The following is a 25,211-nucleotide window of genomic DNA, read 5'->3' on the forward strand; positions in this document are numbered from 1 at the left end:
CGATATTAAATAGATAAAGCTGGTATCAATATACGAATGTTTATTGATACCAGCTTTGAGATAATAAAGTTTACTTATTTAGCATCTTCATCATGGTTTGTTGAATCAACGCTTCCATCTCTGGTGTTGTCTCAGTTCGTGGCTGAGCTAACGTCTTCAGCAGCTCAGCCTGACGGTAATCTGGCACATCACCATAACTATAAAAGCTGGTCAACACGCTTTCATGCCCTAAATTTTGGCTCCATGCTTTAAACTCTTCTGGCGTACGACAAAGGTTCTCACCAAGCCTGACCAACGTGTTCCGAAAACTGTGTGGGTTATAGTAAGGCAGACGCACTGAGTCAAAGGCTGCTCTAAAGATCTTACGAATCGGGGTTGCATTACTCCAACTCTCCTTAAGCAAGCCAACAGCTGTGAATTGTTGATTGTCGTTGTGCGCCAGCTTAGTCTTGGGAAACAAGGGATCACTTGGTTTATATCCTAGCTCTCCAGTCAAACGCTCAATCCACTCTGCCAAAATTTTTGATGGCAGCTCTCCCACGGGAAAAAAGTAAGTGATAAAGGTTTTACTGAACTTGGTCTTAACCTCCCTAGCATCTTGATAGAAGCTTTGTTCAACAAGATCAACATGCTTGATCTTAACCGAAGCAACGGCTCCGTCTCTTGCGCCAGTTAAGAGAACAAATGCGAGTAACGCTCTATCACGCATTTCTAATACTGTTTCACAAGGCATCGCTTGCAAGGTCTGCATAATTTTCTCAACCGTTGCCACATTTCTTTTACGCTTGGCATTGGCGATACGGGTATCTTTTTCGGATAGGTTGAAATACTCAATATCGCTATAGTTAATTTTTGCTCGATAGCCTTTTTGCGTTACCAGGAATTGGAAAAAACCTTTCAAGTGTCGCATGGCTGTCAGCACCGTTGCCTTACTCAATTTATCGCCTGTCACCACTGATTTACTAGAAAGAAGATGCTTCTTAAAAGCGATGGCATGCTTAGCTCTAAACTTCTTAAAGTCTAGGTAATTTGTAGCCTCATCAAACCGATTAATTGATTTCATTACGCCATCAATCGTTGAGTCATCCAGCTGCTTTGCTTCCTTCAAATACTTTGCGTACTCGTACAGGATTCGGGCGTTTTTGGTACTATTCTTTTTCATCATTAAATACCTTATCTAAAGGATAATTTAGGAGCGTTTGGTCTCTCAGGATTAAGTGCTTTTCAGCTATCGGTAATTTCCCCCCAAGATCAGTCCAAATTTGATTAACGTCACGCCAAGAAACATACTTATTTGCCCACTTACCACACTCACCACAACGACCAGTCATCTGTGCCATGCCTGCAGGCTTTGCTATAAATTTAACCGACTTGATGCTCGGCACTTTAGGTTGATTGCATTTGAAACAGTACATTTCACCAAGCTCACATCGATGCTGATATGTTTTGCGCTTCTGTTTTAAATACAGCTTCAAGTCAGTACCTTGAATTAGTAAAGGGCGGGTTTCATCGATAACTGACAAGCCAGCACGAATCCAATTACGCACAGTTTTGGGGTGAACCCCCAAAGTTGCACTAACATCCATAACTGTATAACTGCGATGAATTTTGATTCGATTCGGGTTATTACGACTACTCATTGTTAGCCGCCTTAGATGCCGCAATGCGCTCATCAAGCCACTGCTCGATGTCAGCCTCTAGCCAACCAACTGCACGTTCACCTAAAGAGATAGCCTTGGGAAAGATACCTTTAGTCATGTGCAGATAAATGGTGCTAGTGGATAAGCCTGTTCTGGTTTTAACTTCAGGTAAACGGATGATTTTGTTTGACATGGTAATAACCTCTAAACGTTAATTAATTCGATTTAGAAGTTATTGAATTTGAAGACTGGCAATCCCAATTGGGGAAATTAATCCCCAATTGGGATTTAATTTCTTTGCTTTAACTCAGCTATATCTCGTAAATGGGGCAAAAGATTGCGAATAGTTTCCCCTGATACTGGGGTATTGTTTGATTCCGTTGCTCTTCGAATCTTACCTGCAACACCTCGTTCATTAAGGTCAAAATTAGCTTTATTTAATATAGAAGCAAGTAAAACCAGCAATGTAGTGCGTTCTTTATCATGTAGCGGTTTAGCTTCTTGTGGCGTATCTTCCAGCGATTGAATAAACCTTGTGACCTCGGCGGTTCTAATCACCAATACGTTTTCTTCCTCATCTAGCCCAACAGCATAATAATTTACTGTGTCATAAACAGATTGATCATGTTCGCTATTACTGTTTCCATTCGATTCACTGATATTAGGGCGATGATTAACATAAGGCGAAGCTAAAGTTAATAAACCTCTTTTAATCTCTCGTTTTTTAGAAGTACTCTGTTCTTTGCTGCTAGGCCTTCTATTTATACTGGTATACAGTTGACACAATATATCCCCCTGCTGAAGGTATACCCCGCTTGAAAAAGCTTCTTTAACACAAATACCTGAAGTTTCTTGGTGATATCGATGCTCTATATCGAACCTTTCACTCCCTAGCATGGTTAAATCCCATACTCCTGTAATCTGGAACAACTCATCTTCTACAGTCTTAACCCGGTAGCTTCCTGATATGCCACCTTCTGCACCTTTAGGGTGGTTGACGGCTCTGACTGCGGGATTATCATTCGGAATATTTTCGAACCTCACATCTTCATTTTTAACTAACATCACCTTTTTTGCTGGTGCATAATTAACAAAGTTAGCCGATAGCTTTAAGTGACCATCGAGTGCAAACTTATATATATCGGCTAACGTAATAGGCTCACCAAGCACATTAGAAATATGATTAACGGCTTCATCAAGTGTTAACCAGTCTTTTAACCTAAATAACTTGCTCATAATTCCACCCCACTATTGGTACTCAATACCTGACAATTCATCTAGGTAATTTGCCCACTCCTGCATTAATTTTGTTCTTTCGGCCAGATAAAGCGAACGGTTATAAGCTCTTGAGGTTGCTGTCCCAGTTAGGTGAGCAAGCTGCACCTCAATCACCTCATGATTCCAACCTTTTTCATGCAAAATTGTTGATGCGGTGCTTCTAAACCCATGAGCCGACATAACATCTGCTGGGTAACCCAGCTCACGAAGGCGATTGGTTAAGATATTTTTACTCATTGGCTTACTGCTATCCCTTTGATTTGGGAATACCAGCTTCGAATAACCAGTTACCGCCTTTATCTCTTTTAGATGTTTAACCACCTGCTTAGACATAGGAACTAAATGTTCTCGGCTTCGCTTCATCTCTTCGGCGGGAATCCTAATCAAGCAATCATCAAAATCGATGTATTCCCACTTAAGATGTCTGATTTCAGTTGGTCTTAAAAAAAGCCTTGGAATCAACTTTAAGGCTTCAATAACGCAGTAGTTGCCAGATTGATTTGTATCAATGTCTTTCATCAACTCGGCAAGCTCGTTAGGCTTCACAATTGCAGCCCTATGCTTAACTGGCGGCAATGGCTTTAATATATCTTTCAGAGGTAAGCCTTGAGCTGGATTATTCCGTGTGAGGCGATGTGCCAGTGCATAACCAAATACTCGGTTTATGACAGCCAAAATGTTAGGGGCTTTTCTAGGCGTTCCTGCGGCTTCGATAGTGAGCATTAATTCGGTGATATGGCCTGCATCGATCTCCTCAATATGAAGCCCACAAATAGATTCAGAGTCCACCAGCAGCCAACGCTTAACTTTAGATACATGATCTTCAGACCAAGAATCTCTTTGCTGCTCCCACCACTTAATAGCAATAGTTGAAAACAGCTTGTCTTTGGAAGTAGTTTTAGCGCGCTTTCTTTCTCTGCGCTCATCCATCGGGTTAATACCATGAATTAAGGAAGCTCTAGCTTCATCAGCTAACCTTCGGGCTTCAGCTAGGGATATAGAGGGGTACTTCCCTAAAGCCATCTCTTGATACTTACCAGCATGCCTAAACCGGAGTCTCCATAGTTTCGAACCGCTAGCTTTAACCAATAAAAACAGATTATTACCATCAGATCTTTTAACCTGAGACTTGTCTTCAGGACAGGATATGTTTTTGACTTCTTGCGCTGTTAAGGGCATCAACAACTCCCAAAGAGGGGTACAAAATGAGGGGTATAGGATTTTTAAGTCCTACAACTTGGGTTGCAAGAAATTGCAATACCCCTCATTAACACCTACAAATGTTAAGAACCTGTGAAATATCATAGGGACCTACAGGAAGTGAAGTCAATAAAAAAGCCCGTAAACTATAAGCTTACGGGCTTTCTTAGGAAGAGCTAGTATTTGGGCAATACGTTTACATCATGCCGCCCATACCGCCCATACCACCCATACCGCCCATGCCACCCATATCAGGTGCATCTTCTTTAACTTCAGCTACCATGCACTCAGTCGTGATCATTAGACCTGCTACTGATGCTGCGAACTGTAGTGCGCTACGAGTTACTTTAGTTGGGTCTAGGATACCCATCTCTAGCATGTCGCCGTAGGTGTCGTTACCTGCGTTGTAACCGTAGTTACCAGTGCCGTTCTTAACGTTGTTAGCAACAACTGAACCTTCTTCACCGGCGTTGGTAGCGATTTGACGTAGTGGCGCTTCCATTGCACGTAGTGCAATTACAACACCGTGCTTTTGGTCTTCGTTGATCACTTCAACTTCGCCAATTTTGCTTGCTACGCGTACTAGTGCAACACCACCACCAGCAACCACACCTTCTTCAACCGCTGCGCGAGTTGCGTGTAGTGCGTCTTCTACGCGTAACTTTTTCTCTTTCATTTCGATTTCAGTCGCTGCGCCAACCTTGATTACGGCTACGCCGCCAGCAAGTTTAGCCATACGCTCTTGAAGCTTCTCTTTGTCGTAGTCTGAAGTTGATTCTTCAGCTTGGATCTTGATCTGGGCAACACGTGCTTTGATCTGAGTCTCTTCACCAGTACCGTCGATGATAGTTGTGTCATCTTTAGTGATAACAACGCGCTTAGCTGTACCTAGATCTTCTAGAGTCGCTTTTTCTAGCTCTAGACCAATCTCTTCAGCAATAACAGTACCGCCAGTTAGGATAGCGATATCTTGTAGCATTGCCTTACGACGGTCACCAAAGCCTGGCGCCTTAACAGCAGCAACTTTAACGATACCGCGCATGTTGTTCACCACTAGTGTTGCTAGTGCTTCACCTTCAACGTCTTCTGCAACGATAAGCAGTGGCTTACCTGTTTTAGCTAGACCTTCAAGAATTGGTAGCAATTCACGGATGTTTGATACTTTCTTGTCTACTAGAAGGATGAATGGGCTTTCTAATTCAACGCTGCCAGTTTCTGGCTTGTTGATGAAGTATGGAGATAGGTAACCGCGGTCGAACTGCATACCTTCAACTACGTCTAGCTCGTTTTCTAGTGCTTGACCTTCTTCAACTGTGATAACGCCTTCTTTACCCACGCGCTCCATCGCAGTTGCGATGATTTCACCAATTGACTCGTCAGAGTTTGCAGAGATTGTACCTACTTGAGCGATAGCTTTAGTGTCGGCACAGTCTTGAGACAGGTTTTTAAGCTCAGCAACTGCAGCAATAACCGCTTTGTCGATACCGCGCTTAAGATCCATTGGGTTCATGCCAGCTGCAACGGCTTTTAGGCCTTCAGTTACGATTGCTTGCGCAAGAACTGTTGCTGTAGTGGTACCGTCACCGGCTGCATCGTTGGCTTTAGAAGCAACTTCTTTCACCATTTGTGCGCCCATGTTTTCGAACTTGTCTTCTAGTTCGATCTCTTTCGCTACTGACACACCATCTTTAGTGATTAGTGGAGCACCGAAGCTCTTGTCTAGTACTACGTTACGACCTTTAGGGCCTAGGGTTACTTTTACTGCGTTTGCTAGGATGTTTACGCCTGCTAGCATTTTTACGCGAGCGTCATTACCAAATAATACTTCTTTAGCTGCCATCTTTAATATCCTTTCAATTCTTTTTAGCCGTGGTTACACAGTTGCGCCAACAACGGCATTAATGATTTGTATGTTGCAAGAGTTAGGGATTAACCTACTACAGCCATTAGATCTGATTCAGATAGGATCAGAACTTCTTCACCATCAATCTTCTCTTTCTTCACGCCGTAACCTTCGTTGAAGATGACGATGTCGCCAACTTTAACGTCTAAAGGCATTAGGCTACCGTTTTCAAGAATGCGTCCATTGCCTACAGCAAGAACTTCACCACGGCTAGATTGTTCAGCAGCACTACCTGTTAGTACGATGCCACCAGCTGACTTTGATTCAACTTCTGAACGCTTAACAATGACACGATCATGTAATGGACGAATGTTCATCGATGGATGCTCCTATTATTTTTGTGTGCCTGAACAGTGTGTCAGGCGAGTAAAGTTAGTAACGACTCGGCTTGAATTCACTTTAGTGAAAGCAAAACTATCGCTTGATGTTCGATACATGGGGGTGAATGTGCTCGGTTCCAAGCCCCATTTACAAAATAAATCCGTTTTTTTTGACCCAGCCGGATAAAATTTGTGGCAATCCTGATAGAATTCGCCCTCCGAGTAAAGACTAGGCAAGACTTCCCTATGCGAGACAGACACGGGCTGCTAACTCAGCCAATTGGTCGTGTACTGCTAAATATGAGCCTTCCAAACCTGATTGGTATTTTAACCATTCTCGGGTTCAGCCTCGTTGACACTTTTTTTATTAGCCAGTTAGGCACCGAGTCCCTAGCGGCCATCAGCTTTACCTTCCCTGTCACCTTAATCATTACTAGCATAGCTATTGGCATTGGTGCGGGTGTGTCGACCAACCTAGGGCGTTTAATTGGTGGCGGCCACGCCGATAAAGCCAAGGTGTTTTTGCACGATGCCTTAATGCTGACCTTCTTACTTATCGCCTTTATCGCCCTGCTCGGCAGCTTGTGTATCGACCCGCTATTTAGTCTGCTTGGGGCTAATGATTCTAGCTTACCGCTTATTCATGACTATATGTTTATCTGGTATCTAGGGGCACCACTACTGGTGCTGTTGATGGTGGGAAATCAGGGCCTGCGCGCCACGGGTGATACTAAGTCTCCGGCCAAGATCATGATGCTTGCCGCACTCATAAACCTGATCCTCGACCCCTTGCTGATCTTTGGTATCGGTCCATTTCCGCGCTTAGAAATTGAGGGCGCGGCGATTGCCACTGTGATCTCTTGGGTGTTAGCGCTGTCGCTATCGACCCATCTACTGATCTTTAAGCGTCACCTAGTTGATTTTGTTGAGCCCAATATTGAGCGCCTAAAATGCAACTGGAAGCAACTGGCGCATATTGCTCAACCCGCAGCGATGATGAACTTATTAAACCCACTGGCAAACGCAATTATTATGGCTATGCTGGCGCGTATCGATCATAGCGCGGTAGCCGCTTTTGGCGCGGGAACGCGGCTTGAATCTGTGATGCTGATTGCGGTGATGGCACTGTCATCAAGCTTAGTGCCGTTTGTGGCGCAAAACTTAGGTGCGGGGCAAACCTTGCGAGCCCGTAATGCACTATTGCTATCGCTTAAGTTTGTGTTGGTATTCCAGACCTTAATCTATCTGCCGCTGCTGTTTTTAGCCCAGCCGCTAGCCCAACTGTTTAGTAGCGACCCACAAGTGGTGGAGTGGCTTAGCTTTTATATCTTAGTGATGCCTGCGGCCTATGGCCCGCTAGGCATTGTGATTTTAGTGGCCACCTCGCTTAACGCTTACCACAGGCCTATGAGCTCGCTGATCCTCAACGTGTGTCGCTTGTTCTTAATCATGCTACCGCTGGCTGCTTTAGGCTCATACTTAGGTGGCGTTAAAGGCTTGCTCTTGGCATTACCTATTACTAACGCCATCATGGGCATCGCCTGTTATGTGTTGGCAACGCGGATCTCTGAGCCTGAAAAAACCGATATCACGGTGAGCCAAGCCTAGCAAAAACACATAGTTGCAATAAATCACCTTAAGGCTGATACAAACGCTAAGGAACAGCTTATGCACGCCGTTGACCAAATCTTTAATGAGCAAGACTTCTCTGATCAAGACTTGCAAGATGGCTACTTTGAGCGCTGCAGTTTTTATCATTGCCGCTTTAATCATGCCGACTTAACTGACGCCCAGTTTATTCAGTGTAAGTTTATCGTCCCAGGTGACGACAGCGGCTGTGACTTTAGCTACGCCACCTTAACCAGTGCCAGCTTTAAGCACTGCAATCTGAGTATGGCCTTGTTTAAGGGCGCTCGTTGTTATGGCCTAGAGATGAGTGAATGTAACTTACAAGGCAGTGACTTTAGCCGTGCCAGTTTTGCCAATTATATTACCCCTAAAAGCTATTTCTGCTCGGCGTACATCACTGCCTGTAACTTGGCCTATGCCGATTTAAGTGAATTATTACTGGAAGAGTGTGAACTGTTCGATAACCGCTGGCGCGGCGCGAATCTGATTGGCGCGTCGATGAAGGGCAGTGACTTAAGCGGCGGCGAGTTCTCCCCTGAGCAATGGGGCAGTTTCGAGCTTAAAGGCGCGAATCTAACTCGGGTAGAACTCGAGGGCTTAGATCCCCGCATCGTTGAGCTTGATGGAGTGATGATAAACCAGTGGCAGCAAGAACAACTACTGGCGCCGCTAGGGCTGATAGTAACGGCTGATTAAGCGATTAATCGAGCCTCTTTCCGTTCTAGTTCTAGCGCTAATTCAACTTTAGTTTTCGCTCAAGTTTCAGTGCAAAAATTGTCCAATATCAAACTTTGGCTTATCTGCCGCTTTTGAAGCCGCCCATACTGCTGACTCAGCCACAGTAATTAGCAGGCGCGACTATACTTAAATAAACGATAAACCTAGGCATAGCTAATGCATTGCCTTGCCAAAGGAGGTCCCTATGACCGCCCTCAAAATCGTATTATTGACCGCAATAATATTTCTGGTATTTTTCCTCGGTTTTAAACCTAACATCAGCTTTAAACATCAAGTGCAGCCCATATTTCAAACTGCTTGTATCGAGTGCCACTCGGCAGATGGTGAAGGCACACAACGCAGCGGCTTACTACTCGATAGTTATGCCAATGTCATGCGCGGTACCAAGAATGGCCCAGTGATTGTTGCTGGTAGCCCTGCGTCGAGTACTCTGTATCTGGCTATCGACCACCAGCTAGACTCCTCTATTCAGATGCCGCCCCATCATGATGACCATCTAAGCTTGGGCGCAAGTAAGCCATTAACCAGTGAGCAGATAACAGTGATTAAAGAGTGGATTGAGGAAGGCGCTCAAGACAATTAGACAAAAGCCAATGTCACAGATAAGTGGTATTGGCTTGTTTTACTCGATACGTAATTAACGCTTATTTCAGTGCTTCATACTTAGTAATTAATACATAGTGCTTAGTGCTTAGTCGTTAGTGCTGGACTCGTAGCAGATACAAAGTTAAGAGCTAAGAGTTAAGCCTTAAATCATTGACTTGATCACTCCGCGGATCTTCACTTCTCTGTCACATCGACCAGTGCCTTTGCACTCTTCCATCGCCGTCATCATGTAGTCGATAAAGCGTTGGCTGGCCAAGCTAATAAAGCGTCTCGATGGATATACTAAATAACATTTCCCCTCATAAGGTTCAACGTCTGCAAACAACATCTCTAGCTCACCACTCGCGACATGCTCTTTAGCAAAAGGCAGCGGCATCATAGAGATCCCCCGCCCCATCAGGGTCGCCTCTAAACAGGTCGCTAAGCTATTAACACATAGATTGCCTTTCACCGACAGGGTTCTGTCTTTACCAAAAGGTACCTCATTAAAAATCCGCCCATTGGGGTAACGAAACAGAATCGAATTATGCTGTGGCAGCTCATCAGGGGTGGTGGGACGCCCCGCCTTTGCTAAATAATCAGGACTGGCAAAAAAGTGCACCATTTCAGTGATGATATGCCGCGCCACCATCTCATTTTCATTAAAAGCATCTTCGAGCATAAAAGCGATATCGATATTATTACGGATCATATCTTGTGGCTCAGTGCTGACAATAATCTCGACCGTTAGCTCAGGATGCAGGTCCATAAACTCAAAAATAGCATGAGTAATATGGATAAGCTCTGGCACAGGAAAAATCAAGATCCTCAAATGTCCCGAGACTTCAGACTCTTCACCGCTAAGTTCTGATAACGTCTGCCCCAATATTGCCAGCATGGCAGTACTTTTATCATAAAAATGGCTGCCAGATGCTGTTAGGGTCATCGCCCTACTTTGACGATGAAACAGCTTCACATTAAGCTCGTCTTCGAGTGCCTGCAAGCGACGGCTTAAGGTGGATTTAGGCAGATTTAGTATGTCTGCCGCCTCCACTAAACTGCCGGTTTCGACAATTCGGTGGAACAGGGTTATGTCTTCAGTTTTCATCTACAACATCTCTAGCATTTAACGGGCTGAATACGGGCAGTTATCACTTTGCTCACACTCAATAGTCTAAAGCAAGCTTAAATAGTCTCATTATATGGAACTCATGATTCCACATAATTCCATTTTACTCAACGCTAATGCCTGATATCTTTGCGTTCCGAAACATTAGCCACACGTAATATGGATATTTGCACTATGAATAAGCTGACGACTTCTCTTTCATTTCTTCTCTTCACTGTAATCGTTAGCGGATGTAGCGCAGAGTCTACCGAAGTTGCGCCGACGAGTATTCGTCCGGTTAAATTGCTGGAAGTTACCGACGTTAATGCCGGATCATTACGAACCTTCCCCGCCAAAGTTGCAGCGACGAAGCAAGCCGAATTGTCGTTTAGACTGTCTGGCCATTTAGTTGAATTTAACTTAGTTGAAGGGCAACAGGTTAAAAAAGGCGCTGTACTCGCACGCCTAGATGATCGCGATGCCCGCAATACTTTGCTTAACCGCGAAGCTGACTATGAACTGGCTAAAGCAGACTTTAAACGTAAAGGTGAGTTGCTGCGCCGTGAGCTTATTTCGCAGTCTGACTATGATCTTGCTAGCGCACAATTAAAGTCAGCCAAAGCCAATCTTGCTAGCGCGCAAGATCAGCTAAGTTACACCGAACTAACCGCACCATACGCTGGCACTGTGGCAAAAATCGCTACCGATAACTATCAGATGATCCAAGCAAACCAGTCGGTATTGGTGCTGCAAAAAGACAGCAATATTGATGTAGTGATCCAAGTGCCTGAATCATTAGCGGGTAACATCAGTCAGTTTAATCCTAATGCCATCACTCAGCCGATAGTGCGATTCGCCAACAACCCTAACAGCAGTTATGCAGCTTTATTGAAAGAGCACGCGACCCAAGTGACTCCGGGCACCCAAAGCTATGAAGTGGTATTTACCCTGCCACGCCCAAGCAATATGACGGTATTACCAGGCATGAGCGCCGAGCTAACCATGGATGTGACGCAAAATCTGCTACGCACGGTGACTGCAGTATTGCCTGCCAGTGCGATTACTAAGCGCGATAGCGACGGCCAACATATCGTTTGGGCCTATAACCCAGAGCTTGGCAAGGTGAACCAACACCAAGTGACCTTAGGTAAAGTCACTAGCGATGGCATTGAAATTGTTAACGGTATCAATGTTGGTGATCAAGTTGTTGTGGCCGGTGTGCAGTATCTATCGGAAGACCTACAGGTTAAGCCGCTGCGCTGGCAGCGCGGCGTATAAGCTGACGCCCTAGCGCAAAGATATTCCCCGTTTTATCGCCTGCTTTATCGTCTTAATTTTGTGTCAAAGCGCACTCGCGCTTTGACCTTGCTTTACAAGAGATTTACGAATGAATTTTGCTGAATACTCGATTACCCACAAAGTCATTAGCTGGATGTTTGCCTTGCTGCTCCTCGTTGGCGGTAGCATCTCATTCTTCAGCTTAGGTCAGCTGGAGTTTCCTGAATTTACTATCAAACAAGCTTTGGTGGTTACCGCTTATCCGGGCGCGTCACCTGAGCAGGTAGAAGAAGAAGTCACACTGCCGCTTGAAGATGCCTTGCAGCAGCTTGATGGCATTAAGCACATTACCTCAGTTAACAGCGCTGGCCTGTCGCAGATTGAAATCGAGATAAAAGACAATTATGGCGCAGAAGAATTGCCACAAGTGTGGGATGAAGTTCGCCGTAAAATCAACGATAAGGCCGTTGAACTGCCACCCGGGGTAATGGCGCCATCAGTTATCGATGACTTTGGCGATGTATACGGCATCTTGCTCAACGTTAGCGGTGACGGCTATAGCGACCGTGAGCTGCAAAACTACGCCGACTTTTTACGCCGTGAACTGGTACTGGTTGATGGCATTAAGAAAGTCACCATTGCCGGTATTGTTAACGAGCAAGTCGTGGTTGAGATCTCACAGCAAAAGCTTAATGCATTAGGTTTAGATCAAAACTACATCTATGGTCTGATCAACAGTCAAAACGTGGTATCTAACGCAGGTAGCATGTTAGTTGGCGATAACCGTATTCGTATTCACCCAACGGGCGAGTTTAATAATGTTAGCCAGATGGAGCGTTTGGTTATTAGCCCGCCGGGCAGTGCCAAGCTTATCTACTTAGGCGATATTGCCAAGATTTACAAAGACACTGAAGAGTCACCAAGCAGCATTTATCATGCCGATGGCAAGCAAGCGCTGTCGATTGGTATCGCATTCTCTAGCGGCGTTAACGTAGTTAAAGTCGGTGAAGCGGTAAACGCGCGTATGGCGGAGCTTAATAGCGAGCTACCGATTGGCATGTCACTGGATACGGTTTATGACCAAAGCAAGATGGTGGACCAGACGGTCAATGGCTTTCTGGTTAACTTGGCCGAGTCAATTGCGATCGTTATTGGCGTACTACTTATCTTTATGGGTGTTCGTTCTGGCCTATTAATGGGCTTGGTATTGCTGCTGACTATTTTAGGTACCTTTGTGGTGATGAATGTGCTCAATATTGAGCTGCAGATCATCTCGCTGGGCGCACTAATTATCGCGCTAGGTATGTTAGTTGATAACGCGATTGTAGTTACCGAAGGCATATTAATTGGCATTAAGCGTGGTCAAACTCGACTAGAAACCGCTAAGCAAGTGATTTCGCAAACTCAGTGGCCGCTACTTGGTGCCACCATTATTGCCATTATCGCGTTTGCGCCGATTGGTTTGTCTGACAACTCTACTGGTGAGTTCTGTGCCTCATTATTCCAAGTCTTGTTGATCTCGCTGTTTATCAGCTGGATCACCGCCATGACCCTAACGCCGTTCTTCTGCAACTTAATGTTTAAAGACGGTGTGGCCAGCGAAGAGGAGAATGATGATCCATACAAAGGTTGGTTATTTGGTTTATATCGCCAAACGTTAAACCTAGCGATGCGCTTTAGAGCGGTAACATTAATACTGGTGATTGCTGCACTTATCTCATCTGTATTTGGTTTTGCTCATGTAAAGAACGTGTTCTTCCCAGCGTCAAACACGCCGATGTTTTTTGTTGATGTGTGGATGCCAGAAGGCTCAGATATTAAAGCTACTGAACGCTTATTAAGCCGCATTGAAACCGACTTAATGGCACAGCAACAAGCCGAAGATATTGGCTTAGTCAACCTCACCACGGTTGTAGGCCAAGGTGCGCAGCGCTTTGTACTGTCTTACGTACCAGAGAAAGGCTACAAAGCTTATGGTCAGATCTTACTGGAAATGACCGATCTTGAGACGCTAAATAAATATATGCGGGTACTGGAACGTGAGCTGAGCCTTAAGTATCCAGAAGCGCAATATCGCTTTAAGTATATGGAAAATGGTCCAAGCCCTGCGGCTAAGATTGAAGCGCGCTTTTATGGTGAAGATCCACAGGTATTGCGCCAACTTGCCGCCCAAGCTGAAGCTGTATTAAAAGCTGAACCAACAGCTGTAGGCGTACGTCATAACTGGCGTAACCAAGTGACTTTAGTGCGTCCACAGCTAGCACTAGCACAGGCGCGTGAAACCGGTATTAGTAAGCAAGATCTCGATAACGCCCTACTGACTAACTTTAGTGGCCAGCAAGTGGGCACCTATCGTGAAAACAGCCATCTACTGCCTATTATTGCTCGTGCCCCTGCTGAAGAACGTCTGGATGCACAAAGTATTTGGAAGCTGCAAATTTGGAGCAGTGAAAACAATACTTTCGTGCCAGTAACTCAGGTGGTATCTGACTTTGCCACTGAGTGGGAAGATCCGCTGATCATGCGCCGCGATCGTAAACGGGTGATTTCAGTGCTGGCCGATCCGATTAACGGCACAGACGAAACCGCCGACTCGGTATTTAGAAAGATCAGAGCCGATATCGAAGCGATCTCATTGCCCGCTGGTTATGAGCTTGAATGGGGCGGTGAATATGAAACCTCGCTTGAAGCGCAGGAATCAGTATTTAGCTCAATTCCGCTAGGTTATTTGGCAATGTTTTTAATCACGGTACTGCTATTTAACTCTGTCAGACAGCCACTGGTGATTTGGTTTACGGTGCCATTATCTTTAATTGGTGTGGTGTCAGGTTTACTGTTATTTGATGCACCATTTAGCTTTATGGCGCTACTGGGCTTACTGAGTTTAACCGGCATGATCATTAAAAATGGCATTGTATTGGTTGATCAAATTAACCTTGAGTTATCGCAAGGAAAAGAGGCTTACCAAGCGGTTGTCGACTCGGCTTTGAGCCGCGTCAGGCCCGTATTGATGGCGGCAATTACCACTATGCTGGGGATGATCCCACTGCTATCTGATGCTTTCTTTGGCTCGATGGCTATCACGATTATCTTCGGCCTTGGTTTTGCGTCAGTACTGACATTAATCGTTTTGCCGGTGACCTACACCTTAGCATTCAGAATTCCTTGTCCACGCAAACAGACCGCATAAGCGGATCTCAATCTGTAAGCCAGATAAGGACACTGAGTATGCGTTCTCAATAAGGAGGTCAACACTCAAGTAATCGTCAACCCCGAAAATTTGCTTCCCGGCGCCCCTGATTAAGCCAACTGGCTTAATCAGGTTTTTTCATATTGATAGTATCAATATTAGATAAACAAAAATTTAAGAGTATTTGCCCTTTCTGGCTGCTAATCTAGCCTAATCAATTTGCTGATTGGGGGCGTAAATGAAGTTTAACTACCACAATAAACTGACCACTAGCGCACAGCTATTAAGTACAAGGCTATTAAGCACTGGGTTATTAAGCGCAGTGCTGACCATGCCAGTTCAGGCGAATACACCTGAGCAGTCTGAAGAATATAATATTGGCGTGATGGTTAAATCAGTTGATAACGCCATAAAAACCCCCTCTAAAAATTCGCTAGAATTGATTAGCCATTATGGTACTGATTCGCGCTATTACGTGATGATCCGCGGCTGGTTAGTACAAGAACTCCAAGGCGTAAACAGCCAACTAAGTGCCTATCGAAGTGATGATGAGATAAAATCTCGCCTCCAAGCTAAGAGTGACTTTCTCACACAAGCGATCCGCCGTATCGATTTAGAGTGATCTCCAATTAGCCTATTCATCAAGGTACTGATAAACACACCATGAAAACATCTATAAAAGCAGCTCTGCTATCAGCCTTTGTCTGCCCCGGTAGTGGCCATTTTTATCTGAAAAAGCGCACCATGGGTAACATCTTATTAGTTAGCACCCTTGCCGCTCTGTCTTTTCTGCTGTGGCATGCTTATGAGCGCGCGCAAGAGATCTCGCAGCAAATCTTAAATGGAGAGCTACCGCTACAACTCGACGCCATCTATAGCGCAGTGACTCAAGCACCAGTGGGTAACGAGGCGCTGTATATTAATATCGCCACTTTCGGCTTTATTCTGGCTTGGGGTTTTGGCGTCATTGACTCTTATAGGCTAGGTAAAAAACAAGATGATGCAGAGGTTAGCCACCACTAAGATTAAATTGCAGCCATAAAAAAGGGCTACTCGTCAGTAGCCCTTTCACTCACATCTAACCCTTACATACTTGCATCGAGCAGTGCTTCTGTCTTAGAGAAATCGTGCTGGCTTGAAGGATGTGCGTGTTTCACTGGCTCAACATGTGGATTCTTAGCAAAGCTATAACCACTGGTTGCGGCTAATGTCTTTGAGAAATCATGTCGAGTTGAAATGCGTTCGACTTTATTTAGTTGCTGTGATGCAGCTGATAGGTTTTTAGAAAAATCGTAATCAGCACGTGCTGCTGATGTCTTCGAAAAATCTGGTCGTTCTGCCATTGCAGAACTAGAGATACAGCCAATTGCTAGTGTTAAGGCTACGCTGGTTAACTTATTCATATACAACTCCAATCTTATTTGCCTACATTCGCTTAACAAACAGCCTACATGATCTATCTGTTTTAGAGAATGAAAAAGACACAAATATTGCATTTTGATACAATTTGAACCCAAAAATATCGGTTTAAGATGACTCTTTATGCAATTGGAGGGGGGGTAACAATATGAAGTTTAACGGTTTTAACCGGCCAGCTAGGTCCATCTATCCCGCCTCGGCTAATGTTCTGTTTTAGCGACAAAACACAAATTGAACCTAGCCCGGGACCACAAGTACTGTGATTCATGCAGTGTCCTGAAGCCAACATCTGACAACTTGCTTCACAAATCGAGTTGTTAACTTGGTCGCCAATTTCTGCAATTAAGCTAAATAGATTCGAGGCCTTATTGGTGGTACTCACATCATTATGCGCAAGCTCGTTCTTAACAAAGTTTGCCTCAATATCGGACAGAACAATGGATTGGGGCAGGTGATCTTCAAGCTGATGTAACTGATCGGGCAACGCCATTGCAGGAGTCAGCAGAAACTGTCCCAACAAGGAGATAAGTAATACCCAATGAGTTAACGCTTTTATCATCAGCAATAATAAATAAACAAGGACTGCGATAATAGACTGATAAAATTCAAAATAGTTTCGTATCAAGGAAACTATTATTAACAAACGGCAATAAAAAAGGCGCGATAGTCGCGCCAGTTATTCTTATGCTGATGGCGATTAACCGACTTAAGCTTAACTCAGCGAGCCCGTTAGCTTAAATCGGTAAGCCCATTAGCTTAAATCGGTGATCCGGGCGGCAGTGCCAACGGCTTAGTAATCAGCTGGTACTTCGCATCCTTAAGCCCCTTTTCAATGCCTTGTTGTAACCAGGCATAATGAGCGGCTTCATAGGCACTCACTCGCTTAACCTTACGCTTTAGCTGCTTTACCGTATACGCTAAACGCTCGGCTAATTGCGCCTTCACTTCAGGTCTTGTCTTAGGATTATGCAAAGCCGCTAACAAGCTATCTATGGTCACGGTATTGACTCGCATCCACACACCAAGCTCAGGCCCGGTAGGGATGTCGCTAAACACTGTGCTTGCGAGTACCTTATCGGTTAGCTTAGAAACAGATAACTGCTCCTTATCGCTTAGATAAGCCTGATTAACGCGATTCATGCGCTCAGCGGTATAGATTTGCGACAGGGTTAAACGGCTCAACACTTCCGCCATACCTAAGGGATCGGTAATCACACCTAAACCGGAATCGAAGCTCTCACGAGTTTTATAGTAGTTACCCGCCTTAGGCACCAACACTTGCTCAAGCGTCTCCTCAATGGCGAGCTCATCTGGTGATAAGGTCGCTAACAAGGCCTCAAGTGCCTGCAACTGCACAGCTGGAGCAACATAGTGCCAGCTTTTACTATCCACTCCATCACCATAGTCATAGGTGGTACCACCAATCATCTTGGCCGCCGCAGCAATTTGAAAGCGTGTCAGCAAGTAGATAGGCACAAACGCATCTTGTAGCTCACCTTGTGGCTGCTCTGCAAGTAACGCCTCAGCAGAAAAATCGGCGATTGCCTTAGCGCGCACTTCGCCGAGTCGGCTAAGCTCTGCTACCGGATCGTTGCCGTTATCCCAAAGACTAGCATAGGCATTACTCGCGCCTGCGGAGCGAGAGTCTGCCTCGCCAATATATCTAAGCCCTTGCTTAGCCACATCGTCTCTGAGCTTAGCAAGCCCCTGCGCTTCCTCTTCTGGCGCGCCATATTCACCATAACCATAGGCCACGGTGTATTTATCCCAAGCGCCAATGCCTTCATCGTAAGGCTTACTGATATCAATTTTATCGCCGTTGATGGTTACCATAGGATGCGGATAATCCATCACAGAGGCGTTGCTATTGCTCGATGCAGAGAAGTTATGATCTAAGCCTAATGTGTGCCCCACCTCATGGGCGGATAACTGACGAATACGCGCCAGCGCTAGAGCCATAGAGGCATCATCGGCAGCGGCTCTGTCTTGCCAGCCTGCAGTTAAGCCACGGGCGATTAGGTGATCTTGGCGTACGCGTTGGCTACCAAGAGTGACATGGCCTTTGATAATTTCACCTGTGCGTGGATCTGTTACTGCAGAGCCATAAGACCAGCCACGAGTAGCGCGGTGCACCCACTGGATCATGTTGTAGCGTACATCCTGTGGATCGGCATCTTCGGGTAACAGCTCGACCTTAAAACCGTTAATAAAGCCGGCATGGGTGAAGGCATCTTCCCACCATCTTGCTCCCTCTAATAATGCAGTCCTAATTGGCTCTGGAACGCCAGGATCAAGATAATAGGTAATCGGCTTAACCACTTGGCTTGGCGCTGAGCCTGGGGTTACTTTCTCAAGTCGGTGGCGCAATAAAAAACGCTGACGAATATCTTCATCGACACGGGTAGCGTAATCGAGGTATTCATCCGACAAATAGCCGCTTAGTGGGTGATAAGCACGAGCCTGATACCCCTCTTCAGGCAAGGCAATAAATGAGTAACGCAGACGCACAGATAGATGCTTAGCATCAGGGGTTACCTGAGCAACATAATTGCCTTCTTTAGCGGCATCAAAGGTAAGCAGTACATCGATGTCGCTATTGCGTTCAAAAGACTTCACCCCTTCAGGTAAGATCAGCGACTTAGATTGATCTAACTGGTAGCTCCCCTGCTTTGTTTGCTCTAACACATCGCTGATACCGTGCAGATCCTTAACGACCAGATCGTTAAGAGCAACCAGATTACGCTTGCCTGTAATCAGTTTTCCACGCCATAAAACAGACTCAGCAAAGGCTTCTTTTACCGCTCTTTGCTCGGCAGCATTTTCAGTATTGGCACGATAGTAAGTATTAAGCTGCTTTAAAATCAGATATGGGCCATGACGCTCAAACTGCACCATGCGAGTACGACCTAACTGACCTCTGTCGAGTCCGATATCATTGGAGCCGACACCATGAGGTAAGCTGGTTAACATTAAGAAAGGTTGATCTAGCTTATTGGCTTCGAGGTAAAGATCCCCCGAGGTTTTGTCATAAAACAGATTAATGAAACCTGTCGCAGCCTGACTGTTTTTAATCAGAGTCGCTGTGTTTGTGGTGGCAGCCACAGCACTGGTCATAGGCACAACGGCGAGTGCAATTGCCAGCGCGAGCTTATAAGGTCTCATTCGATCTCCTTGATCTTTGTTGGTCGCTATCGTATTGGCTCACTAACGATAGCCTTTATTATTAATGAGTAGCTTGGATTGATTCGGCATTTAGCTTAATAAATAGGCTTGCACTTTAGCAAGCCTATCTTTTCTATTTGAACAAGTATCACTTAAATTTGGCTCAAGCCGCAGTTAAGCGGCTATTTAAGACTTCCTGCCACACTCGCCAATCCAGTGACTCAAGGTGTCAAACAACTCGCTGAGCACGATCGGCTTGGTAATATGGGCGTTCATTCCTGCTGCCAGACTCTTTTCTCTGTCGCCAGACATGGCGTGAGCCGTCATTGCTATTACAGGCAGTTCATCGACGGAGTAGCGTTTTCTAAGCTCCTTAGTCGCGGTAAGACCATCCATCACCGGCATCTGAATATCCATCAGTACAGCGTCATATTTGGCTTTATCGAGCATATCCAGCGCAATTTGGCCGTTTTCAGCAACATCGACTGTGTAACCCGCACTCTTAAGCAGTTCAGTCGCCACCTGTTGGTTGATGAAGTTATCTTCAACGAGTAAGACGTAACCAGAGTCTTTATCTGATTCTTCTTCATTCACTTCAGGCAACGGATTTAAACTCGGCTCATCAGCAAATGCGGAAATAATTTGATCGAACAAAGAAGAAGCCTTGAACGGTTTCTGCAATAGGGCGAAGACGTTAGCCGCCTCCACATCTTTTTGCATCGGCTCGGCAGTGTAAGCTGTCATCATAATGATAATAGGACGCTTCTCTAATCGGCCATCTGCCACCATGTCATCGATCTCTTTGATCACTTCGATGCCGTCCATCTCTGGCATCATCCAGTCGAGCAGTAGCAGATCTACTGGGCCCTTACTGAGCTTATACAAGCCCTCTGGTCCACTAGCGGCGGTATCAACATTAAAGTGGAAGTCTCGCATCACACTCGAATAGATCTGCAGCGCCGTAGGGTTATCGTCGATAACCAAGGTCTTTAAATTACCTACGGTCTCTGGCACGACTAGAGGTAACACATGACCCTCTTCGGCAATTTCGAAGCTAATGGTGAAACTAAAGGTACTGCCGACACTCATCTCACTCTCGACCTGCATAGTGCCGCCCATGAGAGACACTAAGTGCTTACTGATAGATAAGCCTAAGCCGGTGCCGCCATATTTACGTGTGGTAGAGCCATCGGCCTGGGCAAAGGCATCGAACAGCGTTGCTTGCTGCTCTTTACTGATCCCGATCCCGGTATCGCGGATCCAGAACTTAAGCGTAATACGATGATCGCGTTCACCCACATCTTCACAACCAAGCTCAATTTCACCGGACTGAGTGAACTTCACCGCATTCGACAGCAAGTTAATCAGTACCTGACCGAGACGCAGCGGATCGCCTTCTAAAATCAAGCCAGCGGTAACAGGTGCATAAAGTAGTAATTCTACGCCCTTCTCTTGCGCCTTCAGCGCGTTAAGATCCAGCGCATGATCTAACACCTTATCCAGTGGGAAGGCGACACGCTCAAGCTCTAACTTACCGGCTTCGATCTTAGAGAAATCCAAGATGTCGTTGATGATCCGCAGTAGTGAGTGCGCCGAGAAACCCGCTTTCTCTAGGTAATCTTTCTGCTGCGGCGTGAGCGAAGTGCGCTGCGCTAGCTGCAACATACCGATAATGGCGTTCATCGGCGTGCGAATTTCATGACTCATATTGGCCAAAAATTCGCTCTTATATAGGTTCGCCATCTCAGCGTCCTGCTTAGCCTCGAGCATGGCGACTTCGTTGCGTTTATGACGAGTAATATCCTTGTGAGTACCCAACATACGTTTAGGCTGGTTATTAGGGGTATATTCCACTACACGACCACGGGAAAGTAACCAGTGATACTCACCGTTCTTGCCTAGCATTCTAAATTCGATATCGTAGGCACCTACTGGGTTAGCAAGATACTGCTCGCGATATTCTTCCACTCTCATGCGGTCATCGGGATGAATAAGCTCATCGATAGTCGACACTAAGGCTGGGAACTCATTAACCTTATAGCCCAGCATCGAATAGTAAGCCGGATTACAAATGATCTGCTCTGAGTCTAAATACCAGTCCCATAGACCGTCTTCTACCGCGTCCATGGCAAGGTGATAACGCTCTTCCGACAAACGTAACTGCTCTGCCGACTCGTACTCACGAGTCACATCGCGCCATACTGCAATCAAACCCAGTAGCTCGCCACGACGGTTGTAGAATGGGATCTTCAAGGTGTCGAGCAGCACAGGCTTACCGGCAAGCTCCACCTTTTCTTGGTAACGTAGCGGCGCTCTCTCGGTCAATACCCGCTCATCTTCGGCGCGAATACGGGCCGACTGTTCGTCGGCCGTCAAGGCATCGGAGAACTGGCCGATCATTTCACTTTCGCTAAAGCCCAACATTCGCTCTGCCGACTTGTTACAACCTAGATAGCGGCCCTCTTTATCTTTAAACACAATCGCTTCAGGGATCGAATCCAGTAGTGATCGTAGCAAGGCATATTCCTGCTCACGCCGCTCGGTGGTGTCTTTTAGCCTTTCGGTACGTTGGGCCACCAGCTTATCGAGTCGCCTGTTTTGCTCGGCAAGGTGACGAGTATATTGCTTGTTTTCTTCAAAAATCCGGCTCACCAGTTGGAACCAGGGAGCCCAACCTACGGTGATCTTTTCTGGCGGCTTAATGGGCTCAGCCGAGCACTCCTCTAGATAGGTCAATAGTCTGGAGGCGGGATTAACGAACGATCGACGAGTCAACCAGTGAACAATCGTCACCAGCACAGATAGCGCCATGACTACCAGCACGAAGGTTAGCTCCAATTTTTCCCATGAATCTTTAAATAGCTCATCGACATCTTGCAGATAGAGCAAGCGCCATGGCGCGTTATGCAGCGCCACAGAGTGGATATAATAACCGTTACGGATAATGCCTTCGTGGGCATCGAATAGCTCAGACTCTGGGATCGAATGCAGCTCAGATGGGATCTTCTGGCTGATGTGATAGACGCGATTAACATCTGAAGTATCGATATCACTATGGGTCAGAATATTGTTGTTCTGATCTAGCAAAATCACTGTGCCGGGCATTTTAAAATACAGGCGAATTTGCTTACGTAACGAAGCCAAGGTCATATCTAAGTTAATCGAGCCTATAAACTCGTCTTCTAGATAGATGGGGATCCCTAGGGTGGTCAGCAACCCTTTGCCCGTGGCTTCAACGTAAGCTGGGCTCCAGGCAACACTGCGCTGAGGGTTATTTGATGGCGTGACTAACTGGAACTGCTTCTTATTAAGCAGCTCATCGCGAAAACGCTGCTCATCTGCCGGCCACGGAAAATATGACATGATGCGGCGCTTGGAGATGTAATAAATCGATGAGGCTTTAGGTGCGGCTTCATTCGCTACAGGGAATGACAGAGATAGCTCAAACAGCATCTCAAGTTCTTGATAGAACTTGTCGCTACGACCATTTAGCGAGCCTGAACCTGTAATGCGGCCCATGTTGGTAAACGGCTCACCACTCTTGGCGTAGGCAGGCTCCAAGGTAAAGAACTGACCACTTTCATTAAACTTTTCATATTGCGGCAGTCGGTCTTTACGCACCAATTCGCCTAAACGTAAATGGTCGACGGCAACGTTACGCAAACTGGTAACGGCTTTCATACTCGACTCAAGCAGCAAGTCTACTTGTAGTACATGGCGCTCAACCATCTCTTCAGTCTGCTCGATCAGCTGAGCTTTTTGGCGGTCGAATGACACCCAAGCCGTTGCCAAAGCCATGATGATTACGCCTATATAGGTGTAAAAAACCGCTCTGTTATAGTTCTTTTGAATCGTTGACTTTAGCTGAAGAGTCGGCTCAATCCGTTTCATTTACAACCCTTGGTATGCTCTGTTGAGCTTAATCTCAATATGCCATGCGAGTACAGGACTTCTGAGTTAATAATATCAGTAAGATAGCTTTCAATAATAGCTTAAAAATGTAACTTAAAAGTTAAAAAGGGCCTCAACGAGTGTGAGGCCCCAATCATTAGCCAAATAAAACAATATTAGCTAGAGGTTTTCTTCTGCAAACTCGGCTAAACGCGAACGTACCACGCCATTGAGGTAGATGTTGGCACTGCCATCAAAGTCTTTAAAACGCTCGACAATATAGGTGAGTCCCGAAGTGACTGCGGTTAAATAATTTGAGTCGATCTGCGCTAGGTTACCACTACAGATTAGCTTGGTTCCCTCGCCCATTCGGGTGATCATGGTTTTAATTTGTGACGCGGTTAAGTTTTGACACTCATCCAGGATCACCACAGAGTTTTGAATAGAACGCCCCCGCATAAAGTTAATCGATTTAAACTGGATATTGGCCTTATCCATAATATAATTCATGCTGCCACTGGGATTTACATCATGCTTGTGCAATACCTCTAGAGTATCGGTAATTGCCGCCAGCCAAGGGGCCATTTTCTCTTCCTCAGTGCCGGGGAGAAAACCGATAGACTCGGCAATCTCTGGCGTATTACGGGTCACAATCACCTTTTCATACTGACCACGCTCAACCACCAACTCCAATGCGGCGGCCAAGGCCAGCAAGGTTTTACCACAACCTGCGGGACCAGTTAAAATCACTAAGTCGATATCGGGATCCATCAGCGCTTGCATCGCCATGCCTTGATAGACGTTTTTAGGTCTTATTCCCCAAGCTTCAAGGTTTAGCAACCTTTCCTGACCAAGATCTAAAAACTTAAGCTCAGTAGGTGTCTTTTCGACGATACGACCACAAAACTCACCGCTGTCGTCCAATAGGTACTGATTGGTGTAGAACATATCGTCGCCGAGCTTATCGAGTGGCACGCTATGCACTGTATGGCGACCGTCACTTTCTGTGGTGACATCGTCGGTACGCTCCCAGAAGTTGCCATCGAAACGGTGGAAACCTTTAGTCAGGAAACGAATATCATCGATCAACTGATCGGTACGATAATCTTCTACCTGCTGAATACCCGCACCTTTGGCCTTAAGACGCATATTGATGTCTTTAGTAACCAGAACCACTTTACGAGGTTGATGTAACTCTTGCAGATGCAGCGCGGTATTAATGATGCGGTTATCGTTATTGTCACCAGGCATACTGCCGATGGTGAACTCTATCTGATGGTCGGGGAAAATTGATAGGGTGCCGGAAACGTCACCGTGGTCCTCTCGTCTTGGTAGCGGAACGCCCTTAACAATCTGCTCAGGTGTCGTCTGTCCTCCCAAAATATCTTCTAATGCTCTAATCGCAACTCTCGCATCGCGACTGACGTCTCGTTTTCTATCCTTAATCAAATCCAGTTCTTCTAGAACTGTCATCGGCACGACTACATCATGTTCCTTAAACGAGTATATAGCTAAAGGTTCATGCAGTAATACGTTGGTATCCAGTACAAACAACTTTCTGTCGTCTTGTTCCATGGCGCCTCCAATTGTGCATTCATTTTTTGATTACGAGATCGGTGTAGCTCCCTTTTTATTGTAAAAAAATTGTTAACCCTAATCTCATATTGCCACCAATATTGCCCAGCTTCAATGCCGCCGCCTTCTTTTTGCAGGCGGCAAAGCTTGATTCATTAATATCGACACAATGTGACAGCACTGTGAAACAAAAAAAACCTCCAGTGCAACTGATTATTTTGTACACTATTATCTCAGATTGGGGTGAATATTAGTGGGTTCAATTTTCAATATGCTCACGATTGGTATAACATAC

20 protein-coding genes are annotated in these 25,211 nt (G+C 45.7%); 7 read left to right on the forward strand and 13 right to left on the reverse strand.

The window, feature by feature from the left end; all coding sequences use genetic code 11:
* Positions 1–70: 70 nt before the first annotated feature.
* The 7 genes from K5Q73_RS04465 to K5Q73_RS04495 all read right to left on the reverse strand — a co-directional run bounded on the left by K5Q73_RS04465 (position 71) and on the right by K5Q73_RS04495 (position 6,338).
* Positions 71–1,162, reverse strand: a complete 1,092-nt coding sequence (locus K5Q73_RS04465; RefSeq protein ID WP_259650763.1) for a site-specific integrase — start codon at positions 1,160–1,162, stop codon at positions 71–73.
* Positions 1,149–1,640, reverse strand: coding sequence for a helix-turn-helix domain-containing protein (locus K5Q73_RS04470; protein ID WP_220761892.1), 492 nt, complete (start codon positions 1,638–1,640; stop codon positions 1,149–1,151). The genes K5Q73_RS04465 and K5Q73_RS04470 overlap by 14 nt, the downstream gene beginning before the upstream one ends.
* The gene (locus K5Q73_RS04475) at positions 1,633–1,833 is read right to left on the reverse strand and encodes an AlpA family transcriptional regulator (RefSeq protein ID WP_220761894.1); all 201 of its coding nucleotides are present in this window, start codon (positions 1,831–1,833) and stop codon (positions 1,633–1,635) included. Before K5Q73_RS04475 ends, K5Q73_RS04470 begins: the two co-directional genes overlap by 8 nt.
* A gap of 95 nt (positions 1,834–1,928) precedes the next feature.
* A complete protein-coding gene (locus tag K5Q73_RS04480; RefSeq protein ID WP_220761896.1) occupies positions 1,929–2,876 on the reverse strand; it encodes a hypothetical protein in 948 nt (315 codons plus the stop codon).
* A 12-nt stretch (positions 2,877–2,888) separates the two neighbouring features.
* The gene (locus tag K5Q73_RS04485; protein WP_220761898.1) at positions 2,889–4,097 is read right to left on the reverse strand and encodes a tyrosine-type recombinase/integrase; all 1,209 of its coding nucleotides are present in this window, start codon (positions 4,095–4,097) and stop codon (positions 2,889–2,891) included.
* 217 nt (positions 4,098–4,314) lie between these two features.
* Positions 4,315–5,958 carry a chaperonin GroEL gene (gene groL / locus K5Q73_RS04490; protein WP_220761900.1) on the reverse strand — a complete coding sequence of 548 codons (1,644 nt, stop codon included), beginning with the start codon at positions 5,956–5,958 and terminating at the stop codon, positions 4,315–4,317.
* Between the two features lie 89 nt (positions 5,959–6,047).
* Positions 6,048–6,338 (reverse strand): co-chaperone GroES, encoded by a 291-nt coding sequence (locus tag K5Q73_RS04495; protein ID WP_220761902.1) that lies wholly within the window; start codon positions 6,336–6,338, stop codon positions 6,048–6,050.
* 249 nt (positions 6,339–6,587) lie between these two features.
* On the opposite strand from K5Q73_RS04495, the gene K5Q73_RS04500 reads away from it, so the two are divergent.
* From K5Q73_RS04500 to K5Q73_RS04510, 3 genes are all read left to right on the forward strand, one after another.
* Positions 6,588–7,949, forward strand: coding sequence for an MATE family efflux transporter (locus K5Q73_RS04500; protein ID WP_220761904.1), 1,362 nt, complete (start codon positions 6,588–6,590; stop codon positions 7,947–7,949).
* A 60-nt stretch (positions 7,950–8,009) separates the two neighbouring features.
* Positions 8,010–8,666, forward strand: a complete 657-nt coding sequence (locus K5Q73_RS04505; RefSeq protein ID WP_220761906.1) for a Qnr family pentapeptide repeat protein — start codon at positions 8,010–8,012, stop codon at positions 8,664–8,666.
* 226 nt (positions 8,667–8,892) lie between these two features.
* Positions 8,893–9,291 carry a c-type cytochrome domain-containing protein gene (locus K5Q73_RS04510; protein WP_220761907.1) on the forward strand — a complete coding sequence of 133 codons (399 nt, stop codon included), beginning with the start codon at positions 8,893–8,895 and terminating at the stop codon, positions 9,289–9,291.
* Positions 9,292–9,456: 165 nt separating this feature from the next.
* On the opposite strand, the gene K5Q73_RS04515 is transcribed toward K5Q73_RS04510, so the two are convergent.
* Positions 9,457–10,401: a LysR family transcriptional regulator gene (locus K5Q73_RS04515; RefSeq protein WP_220761909.1), complete on the reverse strand. Its 945-nt coding sequence runs from the start codon at positions 10,399–10,401 to the stop codon at positions 9,457–9,459.
* Positions 10,402–10,596: 195 nt separating this feature from the next.
* Here K5Q73_RS04515 and K5Q73_RS04520 point away from each other — a divergent pair, with 195 nt between their 5' ends.
* The 4 genes from K5Q73_RS04520 to K5Q73_RS04535 all read left to right on the forward strand — a co-directional run bounded on the left by K5Q73_RS04520 (position 10,597) and on the right by K5Q73_RS04535 (position 15,892).
* Positions 10,597–11,679, forward strand: coding sequence for an efflux RND transporter periplasmic adaptor subunit (locus tag K5Q73_RS04520; RefSeq protein ID WP_220761911.1), 1,083 nt, complete (start codon positions 10,597–10,599; stop codon positions 11,677–11,679).
* A 109-nt stretch (positions 11,680–11,788) separates the two neighbouring features.
* Positions 11,789–14,869, forward strand: coding sequence for an efflux RND transporter permease subunit (locus K5Q73_RS04525; protein ID WP_220761913.1), 3,081 nt, complete (start codon positions 11,789–11,791; stop codon positions 14,867–14,869).
* A gap of 238 nt (positions 14,870–15,107) precedes the next feature.
* Entirely contained in the window at positions 15,108–15,491 is a 384-nt protein-coding gene (locus K5Q73_RS04530) for a hypothetical protein (protein WP_259650764.1), read from the forward strand.
* Positions 15,492–15,532: 41 nt separating this feature from the next.
* The gene (locus K5Q73_RS04535) at positions 15,533–15,892 is read left to right on the forward strand and encodes a DUF6677 family protein (RefSeq protein WP_220761915.1); all 360 of its coding nucleotides are present in this window, start codon (positions 15,533–15,535) and stop codon (positions 15,890–15,892) included.
* Between the two features lie 62 nt (positions 15,893–15,954).
* Here the strand turns inward: K5Q73_RS04535 and K5Q73_RS04540 are convergent, their stop codons facing one another.
* From K5Q73_RS04540 to K5Q73_RS04560, 5 genes are all read right to left on the reverse strand, one after another.
* Positions 15,955–16,272, reverse strand: a complete 318-nt coding sequence (locus K5Q73_RS04540; RefSeq protein WP_220761917.1) for a hypothetical protein — start codon at positions 16,270–16,272, stop codon at positions 15,955–15,957.
* A gap of 137 nt (positions 16,273–16,409) precedes the next feature.
* The gene (locus tag K5Q73_RS04545; protein WP_220761919.1) at positions 16,410–16,847 is read right to left on the reverse strand and encodes a hypothetical protein; all 438 of its coding nucleotides are present in this window, start codon (positions 16,845–16,847) and stop codon (positions 16,410–16,412) included.
* A gap of 197 nt (positions 16,848–17,044) precedes the next feature.
* Positions 17,045–19,450 carry a zinc-dependent metalloprotease gene (locus K5Q73_RS04550; protein ID WP_220761921.1) on the reverse strand — a complete coding sequence of 802 codons (2,406 nt, stop codon included), beginning with the start codon at positions 19,448–19,450 and terminating at the stop codon, positions 17,045–17,047.
* A gap of 186 nt (positions 19,451–19,636) precedes the next feature.
* The gene (locus K5Q73_RS04555; protein WP_220761923.1) at positions 19,637–23,341 is read right to left on the reverse strand and encodes a response regulator; all 3,705 of its coding nucleotides are present in this window, start codon (positions 23,339–23,341) and stop codon (positions 19,637–19,639) included.
* A 180-nt stretch (positions 23,342–23,521) separates the two neighbouring features.
* Entirely contained in the window at positions 23,522–24,916 is a 1,395-nt protein-coding gene (locus tag K5Q73_RS04560) for a PhoH family protein (protein ID WP_220761925.1), read from the reverse strand.
* Between the last annotated feature and the right edge of the window lie 295 nt (positions 24,917–25,211).

Origin of the sequence: Shewanella sp. MBTL60-112-B2 (assembly GCF_019655055.1) — a bacterium.
Lineage (GTDB): Bacteria > Pseudomonadota > Gammaproteobacteria > Enterobacterales > Shewanellaceae > Shewanella.